The 11403-nt window shown below is 59.1% G+C and carries 5 protein-coding genes; 1 reads left to right on the plus strand and 4 read right to left on the minus strand.

Features of this window, described 5'->3' with window-relative positions; all coding sequences use genetic code 11:
• The first annotated feature begins 37 nt into the window (after positions 1-37).
• Complete coding sequence (locus ABK249_RS13845; RefSeq protein ID WP_037153479.1) at positions 38-745, plus strand: NIPSNAP family protein; 708 nt, start codon at positions 38-40, stop codon at positions 743-745.
• A gap of 169 nt (positions 746-914) precedes the next feature.
• On the opposite strand, the gene ABK249_RS13850 is transcribed toward ABK249_RS13845, so the two are convergent.
• The 4 genes from ABK249_RS13850 to ABK249_RS13865 form a co-directional block, all read right to left on the minus strand.
• Positions 915-2684 carry a ShlB/FhaC/HecB family hemolysin secretion/activation protein gene (locus ABK249_RS13850; RefSeq protein ID WP_227704186.1) on the minus strand — a complete coding sequence of 590 codons (1770 nt, stop codon included), beginning with the start codon at positions 2682-2684 and terminating at the stop codon, positions 915-917.
• A complete protein-coding gene (locus tag ABK249_RS13855; protein WP_227704187.1) occupies positions 2671-8184 on the minus strand; it encodes an MBG domain-containing protein in 5514 nt (1837 codons plus the stop codon). Before ABK249_RS13855 ends, ABK249_RS13850 begins: the two co-directional genes overlap by 14 nt.
• Positions 8185-8459: 275 nt before the next feature.
• Positions 8460-9299, minus strand: a complete 840-nt coding sequence (locus ABK249_RS13860; RefSeq protein WP_227704188.1) for a MarR family transcriptional regulator — start codon at positions 9297-9299, stop codon at positions 8460-8462.
• Between the two features lie 1207 nt (positions 9300-10506).
• The gene (locus tag ABK249_RS13865; RefSeq protein WP_227704189.1) at positions 10507-11361 is read right to left on the minus strand and encodes a helix-turn-helix domain-containing protein; all 855 of its coding nucleotides are present in this window, start codon (positions 11359-11361) and stop codon (positions 10507-10509) included.
• Positions 11362-11403 lie beyond the last annotated feature (42 nt).

The raw sequence follows: 11403 nt of genomic DNA on the forward strand, positions 1-11403 counted from the left end.
ATAAAAACAGGTCAATCAACCTGTTTTGGAGAACCGAATGCCGGAAGGTCCTGTCTTTGAATTACGCCGCTACCGCCTGAAGCGCGGCAGGCGCGATGACCTCATCGAATTGTTTGAACGCGAATTTATCGAAAGCCAGATTGCCACCGGCATGACCCTGCACGGCATGTATCGTGATTGCGACGATCCCGACGCTTTTGTCTGGGTCCGGTCATTCCCTGACATGCCCTCCCGGGCCAGGTCGCTTGCAGAGTTCTACGGCGGCCCCGTATGGAAGGCGTTCGGAGCGACCGCCAATGATACGATGATCAACTCCGACAACGTGCTTCTGCTCCACTCTGCCGGGCAACCGCCGTTCACCGCGGCGCGTTCGGCCGACGGCGGCAAGCCGCTTGTAACGGTGACGACCTATTCTTTGGCGCCTCGGCGCGAAGACGAATTTGTGACGTTTTTCGGCAACTATGTCGCCCCCCTTATGCAGCGAGCTGGTGCACGCAGCGATGCGTGCTTCGTAACCGAACGGAGCGAAAACACCTTCCCCAGATTGCCGGTTCGCGAGGGAGAAACGGTCTGTGTGCAGGTCGACGCTTTTGAATCGGCACATGCCTATGCGGTATTCAAGGCAGATCTGGCCGACAGCACTGAATGGGTCAGCGATGTCCAACCCCGCCTGGACCAGTTCGTCTGGCGGCAACCGGAGACGATGCAGCTCTTGCCCACACGCAGATCCGCTCATGTCTGGTAGTCCGCTTCTGGAGCGGTTGAAGCCGCAACATTCAGCTTATCTGCCGTTTCGCCAGAGCCCTCCTACGGTGGGGCCGGCATGTCGGTCTCGGAGCCTGAGTGACGCGGTTCGCCGGTATCGATTTTGAATTCAGCGTGAGATAACTGTTGTCGCGGCGCTGTGCCTCAAATCAGAAGCTCCCCACGAAGCGCAGGGTGATGCGATCTTCCCGCCCGCCGTCACTGTCGCTGCCATGTGCATATTCAAGCGAGAAGCTTGCGGCGCCGGGGCCTGCTATCTGCCCCAAGGCGGCCCGGAACCCCACTCCGAAAACCGCAGCCCGCACGATCTCCGACTCCAGTGCAGTGGGTTTGTGCAGAACCGCAGACCCGCCGGACGCAAAAACATAGGGTGTGAAGGCTCCCCCGAGAGCGGTCTTGTCGGCAAGGGGAGAGAAGGCCAAGGGAAAAGCCAATTCGGCTCGCGAAACAATGCCGCTGTCGCCCTCAAGCGTGCCGGAATCGTAAGCGGAAAGCCCGTCCGGCCCGCCAAGACCGAGCTGCTCGGAAGCCGCCAGCGCCTGCCCGAAGGACGTCTGCGCGCGACCGTCGATACTCAAAAGCAGCCGGCCATCCATCACCGATTGGCTGTAGCTCCATCGGACATCCATCTTCTGGAAATCAGGTTCTGCGCCGTAACGCGTCATGGGCAGGTCAAACGTCGCCTGGCGCGCGCCCAATGCATCCAGGCCGAAGGATGCGGTAACCGCGCCCCGTAAAGAGGCGCCCCAGGGCGTTTCCGCATCAAGCGACTGGCCAAGGCGCAAAACACGCAAGCGATCCTCGTTAAAAGGAGACTCGCTGGAACCGAGAACGATCGTCTGTCGTTCGTTTGCCACATCCAGTGCCAGACTGCTCGAAAGATTGAGATCGCGCGAGCGGAGCCAGTCATAATTCAACCGCAGCGATAAGCGCTCGTAATGGTCGCTGAGGCGATAGCCCATTTCGGAGTCCGGATTGGTTTTCGTATCCGTCGCCTCGACATTCAGCGACAGCCCGTCGAGCCCCAACGGAAGAATGAAGCCTGCTGACATCTGGCGGTTGCGCGGATCGGCGCCGAAGAGATCATCGTCCGGGTAGCCTCCAATGCGGAGGTATATCTGTTCGCCGAGGCCAAACACGCTGTTGAACTGCGTTCCGATGCCAAAGACATAGCGCCCGAGATCCTCCGACAGACTGTTGTCCAGCGAGAGATCGGTCGTCACCGGATCGTAGCGACCGCCTATGACCAGTAATGTCGAACCCGGCTTCGCTCCCGGCTTGAGTGTTGAGTTCAGCACGACGCCCGGCGTGTCGTCCGCCAGAAGGAGCCGCTTTTCCAGTTCCTGCCTTTTTACGCGCCGCGCACCGACAAGCGGAGCAAGAAGGTTTCGAATGCGCATGCGTGCATTGGAGGGGAGTGCCGAAACGTCGATTGCTTCGACGTAACCGTCTGTAACCACCATCCTCAAGCGTGCGCCATCCCGGATCGTCTGAGGGGGAAGGCTCACACGCACCAGCAAGTAACCAGCTCGTGCATATGCCGCCTCCAGGTCGCGCGCCGCGGCAAAGAGATCCGAACCGGAAACCTTCCGCCCCTTTAGCCTGGCCTCGACCTCTTTGCCGGCGGCGGCCAGTTCGGGAAAGCCGTTCTCAACGTCAATACCGTCCAACGTCACAAAAAGCCGCTCGGCACCCGCGGGCGTGTCGAGGCCGGTTGTGGCGGGCAGGGAAATGCCGCCTGGCTGCCGCGTCTGCGGCGGCGCGTAGGAGGGCTGTGTGATCTGGCTCGCAGTCTGCCCGAAAGCTGGACTGCAGGCCAAGGCCATTGAGAGCACCGCCGCAGCGGAAACGTAAACGATTGGAAACGCCAGAGCCGCCCGGACGGAGAGCCTTTCTGCCCGGCTCTCAGAGCAGATCATTCAGTTCTTCCTCCAGAGTGCTGTTACCGCTGTCTCCGTTTCTGTCACCGCTGATGCCGGATGATTGCACACTCGGCTTGCTCGTCGGCTTCTCCGACTCGTCATAATCCGTGCCGTCCATTATGCCGGAAAGAGCCTGCTGCTGCCGGATGAACTGCTCGACGATTCCCGCAGGACTTTGAATGGTCGGCCCGCTTGTAACCGGGGGGAGTGTGGCAGACCCCTGTTCGACCACGGTCAAGGTTCCCGGCCGGAAAGTCATGGCGTAATTGGCAGAGCCGCTGAGACTGCCTTGCGAGATATCGTAGCGTCCTGCGGCCGATCCGATACCGGCTGCCGTTGCAAGGCTGCCGGTCAGAACGTCGCCGTTGGCCAGGCCAGGCCCGCCAATGGAGTAGGTGAGCGCCGGATTGGCGCTACCGCCCCTTCTGACGATATCATTGGCCGTGACCGTGATATCTCGCGGCAGTACCGTCAGCACATTGCCCTGATAGCTGATCGCATAATTGTCGCTGTCCAGCGTGCCTTGCGTAATAAGGTAGCTGCCGGCGTCGGACTGTGCCGTCGCCTCCGTCGCGAGCATGCCGCCGAGGCTGTCGCCGTTCACCAGCCCTTGGCCACCGATGCTATAGGCGAGTGCCGGATTCTCGTTGCCATAGATCCGGCTCGCTCCGCTTGCGGTCACCGTGATGGCCCGGGGTGTCACTGTCAGGGTGCCACCCCGATAGGTGACGTTGTAATTGGAGGAAGCGGCGAGGCTGCCCTGGCCGATCGCGTAGAAGCCAACACCCGAGGTGGCGGTGGCCGTCGTCGAAAGCGCACCGGAAAGCATGTCGCCGTTGACGAGCCCTTCGCCGCCAACCGTGTAATCGAGGACGGGATTGTTGTCGCCATAGGTGCGGCTCGTGTTGCCGGCGATGACGGTGATGGCGCGTGGGATGATCGTTAACGTCCCTCCCTGATAAGTGACGTCGTAGTTGGAGGAAGCGGTGAGACTGCCTTTGCCGATCGTGTAGGAACCAACACCCGAGGCGGTACTGGCCGCCGTCGACAGAGCGCCGGAAAGCATGTCGCCATTGACGAGACTTTTGCCGCCGACCAGATAGCCAAGAGCCGGATTGGCATTGCCATAGGTTCTGCTCGTGTCGCCAGCAGTGACAGTGATGGCACGCGGCGTGATCGCCAGCGTCCCGGGCGTGAAGCTGATATCGTAATTGCCGTTGTCGAGCGTGCCCTTGGAAATCGTGTAGCGGCCAACTCCCGACGCCCCCGTCGCCGTGGTTGAAAGAGCACCGGAGAGCATGTCTCCGTCTAGCAGCCCGCCGGCGGTATAGGTGAGTGCTGGATTCGCGTCGCCGTAGTCGCGCGTCAGATCGTCGGCCGTGACCGTGATCGACCGCGGCACGATGGCGAGTGTTCCACCCACATACGTAAGCGTGTAGTTTGACGAAGCCGCCAGGCTTCCCTGCTCGATGGCGTAGGAGCCGACATTGGACCTTGCCGTAGCGTCGGTTGAGAGTGTCCCGCCGAGACTGTCGCCATTCACCAGTCCCTGACCGCCCACCGAATAGCTGAAAATGGGGTTGTCGTTGCCATAGATGCGGCTCGCGGCATGCGCCGAGACGGTGATAGCCCGCGGCGTCACCGTTAGCGTTCCGTCCTGAAAAGTGACGTCGTAATTCGACGAGGCCGCAAGGCTGCCTTGTCCGATCGCATAGGAGCCGACACCGGAGGAAGTGGTAGCCGCGGTCGAGAGAGCCCCCGAAAGCGTTTCGCCTTCGACGAGACCTGCGCCGCCCACCGTGTAGCCGAGTGCCGGATTGACATCGCCATAGGTCCGGCTCGTATCCCCGGCGATGACGGTGATGGCGCGTGGTGTGATCGTCAGCGTGCCGGAGGCATAGCTGATGTCGCTGCCCTGTTGGCTGGAATAAAGGCCGGAAACGGTCAGCTCGTGGCTGCCGACATTCCTGCCGGATCCGGCATATGAGGGGGTGCCGAGAAGCTCTGCGCCATCAACCGAAATGCTGTAGCCGGATTCGCCGCCCTGGTCCGTGCCGTCATAGACCTTGCTGGCATCATTGGCCTTGACGGTGACCGGCGTCAGGAAGCTGCGCAGCAGGGGCGAGGTGTATCCGTCGTAGATTCGCCAAACGGAACCGGTGCCCCCTGCGTCGTCTATATCCCAGCCGGCCATTTCAAAGCTCGCCAGCTGCATCATTTGCGCGTCATCAAGACCCGTCGCTCCGGCGATGGTGCCCTTGCCAAATCCATTGGCGAGGCCTGAGGACGTGGTGTTCCAGAAACTGCCAACCACGGTTCCGAGATTGTTTCCGACAAGCCCTCCGAGATCGAGCTGCCCGCTCACGGCGCCTGTCGAATAGGAGCCACTGACCGTAGCGTCCTGGTTCAGTCCGACCAGCCCACCGATCAGGCTGAATCCCGTAACATCGCCGGTTGCGTAGGAACTGCTGACAGCGCCGCCGGTACCGTTGACCCCGATGAGTCCGCCTGTACCATATCCGCCGTTCACATTGCCCGCTGCATAGGCATTGGAAATTGTCGCCTCACCGCCGCTCGTCGATGCAATATTCAGGCCGACAAGCCCCCCGGTCCCGTATCCCATCTGCCCACCGTCCGCACCGCCGGTATTGGTATCCACGTCCCCGGTCGCAAATACGTTGCTGATGGCACCGCCGTTCTCACCGATCAATCCGCCGACAAACTGGTAGATCACACCTTGAAACCCGGTCACCGTGCCGGTGACGTCGCCGGTGGCATAGGCATCGGTGACCACTCCGCTGTTGAAACCAACCAGGCCGCCGACCTTCTGTATGCCTCGCAGGTCGGTAGTTTGCGGGTAGGAACCGTGAACGTTATCCCCGAAGATGGGCATGAAAAGATCAGGAATGGGATCATTGACGATCTCGCCGCCAAGATCCTGGGTCGCTTGAACGTTTCCCGTCGCGTAGACATCGTGGACCTGGCCGGAATTGGAGCCGATCAGTCCTCCGGCGGCCGCAACCCCTGTGCCGCCGCCCACTCCGACACCGCCGGTCGCATATGCGCTGGAGATCGCCCCCTTGTTGTCGCCAACCAGTCCGCCGACATTGTTTGCTCCGTTGGTCGCGCCTGTGGCATAGGAATCGGTGATTGTCCCGTTGTTTGTGCCGGCAAGTCCGCCAACGGAGATAACACCGCTGACGCTCGATCCTGCATAAGACGAGGTTATCGTCCCGTTGTTTTCGCCGACAAGTCCGCCGATCGACGTTCTTCCGGAAATAGTGATTTCGGCATGACTCTTTTCAATCGTGCCGTCATTGCGTCCAACCAGACCGCCATTGCCATATCCGGTCTGGGTGCTGGAGAGCATTGCTTCAGTGTATGACCCATAAATCGTACCGGTGTTGAGGCCGACAAGCCCTCCCGAATACAGGCTACCACCCGCGAACACGCCGCTGGAGGAAGCGTTCTTGACGATGCCGCTGTTGACGCCCACGAGAGAGCCGACATATTTCGCACCGCTGGCGACGCCCAGATGGAGATTCACGTCGCGAATGGTGCCGGATGAAACGCCGAAGAGACCGGCGGCCTCCCGGTCGGGCTTCATCAAAAAGAGCCATTCGATGCTATTGCCCATTCCGGTAAACGTGCCTGTAAACGGGTCGGCATAATCGCCGATTGGGACCATGCCGGTCTCGTCATTCCACGCCATGGCGGGTTCGAGATCGAGCGTGCCGGCCAAGGCATAGTTGCCGCCAAGGTTGCCATTCATCGCCTGCAGCCGTTCGGCGCTGCGGATGATCGTATACGCCTCCCCGTTGATCGTCAGACCGGCATTGGCGCCTGAAAGAGTGACCGGCCGGTGGACGAAATAGTCGCTGCCGGTCGACGCGCTGCCGCTCGTGGCGAAGTCGCCATAGTTCAGCACCAGGCCGGCATTGGCGCCGGTGGCGACGATGGGGGAATCGATATGAATGTCGCCATAGGCAGAAAGAGTGAGAATCGAGTCGCTCGACCAGAAAAGATCGCCGGCAACCGCCACGGTAATGTCGCCTGCCTGGCTGCCGGGCGACCCAGAGCCACCAGTTGCAATCGTGACATTTGCGGTTGCCAGCGCGTTCTGGAGCGTAAGGACGTCTATGACACTGTCGTTCCCCGTGGGGGTCATGCCGTTGGAATTGCTGGACGGCCTAAGGGCAATGGTGACGTTGTAGGGATCGAGAAGCAAATTACCGAAGCGGCCGTTTTCAGCGGTCAGGTCCACCGCGCCGGCAAAGTCGAGCTTCGCCTTGCCCGAGACCTCCACTTCTCCGCCCGATCCGGGACCGGTGCCCCTTGCCGTAATCAACCCGTCAAAAACAGTCATCTCGTCGGACCAGATGACGACGTCTCCGCCTGTACCGCCTTCGGTCGCATCCGCACGGATTATGCTTTTCCGATCCGCCGCAGTGGTTTCAGCTCGCTGCAACAGTCCCTTGCCCTGACGATTGCCACCGACTTCCACCGTGCCGCCTCCCGCCGCGCCGGATGCATCGACTACGGCACCATTCAGCTTCACGGATTTGCCGGTGATCTTCACCTTTCCGCCCTTGCCGCCGCCTTTGGCGGTCGCATTCAGACGGCCGGATACGGAGACGCTCCCCCCTGCTCCACCGCCGATGACGATCTCGCCCTGCCTGCCGCTGATCGTTCTGGCCTCGACCGTTCCGGGAAGGTTGATGGCGTTTCTCGCCGCCTCTCGCGCAGTAGCCGCCGAAATGACGACACGGCCTCCATCGGCGGAGATCCGGCCCCCGTTCTTGACAAGCGCATCCGCACCGCCTGCTTTGGTTGGCACTGCGACCTGCAGAAAGCCGTCGCCGGACAGGTCGAGCGTGGCCTCTTCGCCCGATCCCAGTCCCACCTTGCCCATCGGCACGCTGATCAGCCCGTCATTGCTGACCCGCCCACCTATCAAGGCTGCATATCCGCCCCGGCCGATGGTGATCACGCCGCTGTTCTCGACTGCCGCGGAAGCCCCCTTGCCGGCAAATGTCCTCTTTCCCTTCAGGAACTCCTCGTCGCTGGTATCCAGCGTCGAAGCCACGAAGCCTCCGCCGACCTTGACATTGCCGGTCTTGGTGATCGCGATCCCGTTGGGATTGATCAGATAGACATGGCCGTTGCCGGTGAGCGATCCGGCAATCGTCGATGTGGTCGATCCGGTGACGCGGTTGAGGATTGCGGAGGAGCTTCCGGGCTGAACGAAGTTGACGGCATGACCCTGGCCGACCGAAAAGCTGTTCCAGTTGACGATGGCATTCTGCGAGCCTTGCGTGATCGTCATCGACTTTCCTGCGGAGCCGACCGATACCTGCCCCGCCGCAACACTTGCCCCGGCGGGAAGCGGATCGGCCAGGGCCGGCCGCGCGAGGCCGGCGCCTGCGGCAAGCGCAAGCGCCAATCCGGTCGTCGACAACAGTTGCGCCTTCAAGCCTGCAAAGCCGAATGGAATCATGATCCCTGCCCCGGTGGCCGCCAGCCCATGAACAGTCCACGGAAAAATTCCCCGTGTTGCCTTTGGTGCAAGTGTACAGGGTTCCTCGCCGCAAAAGCGTTCACACCCTTCTACTCTTGCCCGTCGGTCAGTCCGCGGACGACATCAAGTTGAGTTCTTTTTAGCCCCGCGTCTTATAGGAGACAGGCACGCTGGGTGGCAGTCCAAACTTTGCATCGATCCATGACGCGATGCGGCAATGTTAATGACAAGCGATGTCGCGGGTTTGATCTGCCTCAGGGGTGTGCAGAAATTGTCTCGGTCCCGGCCAAATCACGCATTTCTTCCGCAAGCAGCCGATAGTGGGCCATCTGCCCGACAGACCATGTTTCGAACTCGTCGACGAGCGCCGGACTGATTTCGGAAAGTTGGCCGCTGCTGACGGCAAACACACCGTTTTCTCTTGCTTCCGAAAAAAGATTACGGACGTGCTGGCGCGACACCCCGAAACGCCCGGCAAGGTTCTCCGGCGCCAAGCCGCCCTGCCATGGCTCGTCTTCGTGTATTTTGCTGTAATAAGATCCGATCACTGCCGTGAGTATGAGGTAGCCGGCATCGCGCGTGCTGAACTGCACGACATTAGGGAAAGGCCGGAAGACGATATCGAGCTTCTTGAATTCCTCTATGGATCGGGCGATCCATAGAGCAAGGAGATCTGAGTTTCCCACAAGAAGATCGGCGAGCGACCGATCGGCTGGTCTCATGCCTTCCGATATTTTCAGGAAAGACAGCGGTGAGCGCGCCACTTCGAGCAGAAGCTTCGGCGACGGGATGAGATAAATCGAACGACGGTCCGTCGCCTGCCGTTGGGCGGTGACGTGGTTGCTGTCCCGCAAAGCCGCAATCAGGTCGGCGACATGCCGGGGGCTGGCGGAAACGGTTTCCTGTAACGCCTTCAAGGTTGGTGGCTTTCCCTCGCCCCGTTTCCAGCTCATATAATTGCTGATCAGATTAAAGCAGGTCATATAGCGGAACTGCTGAGCGAAGATCTTATTCGAAGACTTTCGTGGTGACGGCTCCTGGTTCATCGTCGCGCAATATTGCAGAATATGTCGCCCCAGATGCTCATGCTGCAAGAATTCCGTCCCAAGCCGCCAGACATGCCGCTGCTCGTATTGCCGGACGGTGTGATAAGGCTCTTTGCGTGCCAGGGGGGCGGGCGATGAATTTGTCGTCAAGTGCTTCTGCAGACAGTGATTCTGATCAGGAATTGATATTCATCATCTCATTCATAAGAGATTTTCTCAATGGATGCGGCATCGAATGGAAGCCCTGCCTATGGACGGGCGGTCTTGAGACTAGCTTCCTGCAAAAGTTGGATCGTTGCCACCGTCCCCCATTCCCTCGGATTTGCATATTGGAGCAGCCGGCAGGCGCAGTCCGGACAAAGCTCATATTTGTCGTGGGCAAGTTGGGCCCCTGAGGCCGACGTGACGCTGATAGTGGTCCATCGGAATTCGTCGATCTTGCGAAGTCGCCTCTTTTCGCCACACCCGTCACAGCGCCAAAACAATTGCTTCTCCAAATTCCAGGACGAACGAAGCTAATTAAGGCGGAGCTAATGCAGCAAAAAAGCAATTCAAGAGGCGTCAGAATCGCCTGGATAACGTCAACAAAAGATCAGAGCCTCTTTCGGAGAGGCATCATTTCTCAGCATCGGTATGCGATGGAGGAGATTTCCATTGGCCAGATCATCGAGATAACCCGACCTCGGACCTGGGCCATTTACGGGGATCCGCCATATTGACGAGACGATTTTGACAGTCCGGACAAAGCTCGAAGGTCTCGCTCAGGCGTGGGGGACCTCGCCTGGACGAAATCTCCACGTGCAACATTCTCCACTGATCGATCTTTCTTAATTCGAACTCAACATCACATCCAGCGCATATCCATGTTAATTTTGCCATACCCCTCCTCCTTCTTTGTTTTTTTTTGGGTATTTTTTACGAAAGCAGGCATCACGCGATGCATATTTCCATTGGCATTCGCGACTTCGACCGGAGAGTGAATACGCTCCCGCAACTGGCAAGAATAACTTTACCAGAGAAATCCAGAGGCTGGCAAATCATATTGTATGTTAATATTAATACCTAAGAATATTTTGATATATACATTGATAGCAAACATCCACAAAGCATAAACCGCTATCACCGAGTATTTCGAATCGTGGGTGAAGTGCTGTTTTGGTGGGCTGGTTCAATAATGAAAAGTCGCCGCTGTCCCTGCCGCATCGGCCAATGCGTGCTCAGCTATACTTGCATGATCCGCCGCCTGCGATCCGGTTCAGCGCAGCTGACTTGGCGTCTTGCCCCTATATGTCTTCATCATGTTGGTAAGATGGCTTTGGCTGGAGAATCCACTCAGGAACGCCACTTCGGAGATGGGAAAAGCAGTTTGCGTAAGAAGGCCCTCAGCAAATTCCAAGCGTCGTTCAATAAGATAGCGATGTGGAGTGGTCCCGAACGTTTTCACGAAAGCGTGAGCGAAATGCCCCGGAGAAAGCCCGCAGATGTTGGCAAGCTCGGCAATCGTCAATTTTCGTCTGAAATGCACATCCAGATACTCCCGCACCCGACTGGCCGCGATGGTGGAAAGCCCCGCTCTCACCGGACGTTGTAGCTTTGCGATGCAATAGTTGCGAAGAATATGAACGCCGAAGGCGGTGATCAGGGAGTCGAGATAGAGCTCGTTGGCGTAATCGGGATGCTTGAGTTCCGCTTTCATCAATTTCGCGAAATGCAGAGCAGTATGATCAACGGCCTGGTTCGCCAGCCTGATCTCGAAGTCCACGCGATCCAGCGCATGTCCCGCGAGATCGAGCATGCTTTCTTGCGAAATCGCTACGACAATGTTTTCCCGCCGCGAATTCCAGCTCGTCCTGCTAACCACCCCGGCGGGGATCACGACGGTCTGGCCCGCCGTCGCGTCAAAATTCTGCACCCGATCAGCCCCGAACGTCACGCTGATACCCGCGCAGGGAGCCAGCATGACGACGAAAACGTGACCTTCGGATACGAATTCCTGCGATCCTGGAGACCGCACAGAGTGCATCGCACCGCCTCGAAAAGTCATTTTCCGTGGCCCCGCGTCCTCGGGCAAAGATCCGAACAGGCGCGCGTCTGCAATTTTTTTCAGCATTTAATTCGATAACCCGCCACCCCGCGAACGCGCATCCCACCA

Origin of the sequence: Neorhizobium phenanthreniclasticum (genome assembly GCF_040066075.1) — a bacterium.
GTDB lineage: Bacteria > Pseudomonadota > Alphaproteobacteria > Rhizobiales > Rhizobiaceae > Neorhizobium > Neorhizobium petrolearium.

Coding starts and splice junctions, on each gene's coding strand:
- ABK249_RS13865 (WP_227704189.1), bottom strand. CDS start 11,361: ATGCTGAAAAAAATTGCAGACGCGCGCCTGTTCGGATCTTTGCCCGAG.
- ABK249_RS13845 (WP_037153479.1), top strand. CDS start 38: ATGCCGGAAGGTCCTGTCTTTGAATTACGCCGCTACCGCCTGAAGCGC.
- ABK249_RS13855 (WP_227704187.1), bottom strand. CDS start 8,184: ATGATTCCATTCGGCTTTGCAGGCTTGAAGGCGCAACTGTTGTCGACG.
- ABK249_RS13850 (WP_227704186.1), bottom strand. CDS start 2,684: ATGATCTGCTCTGAGAGCCGGGCAGAAAGGCTCTCCGTCCGGGCGGCT.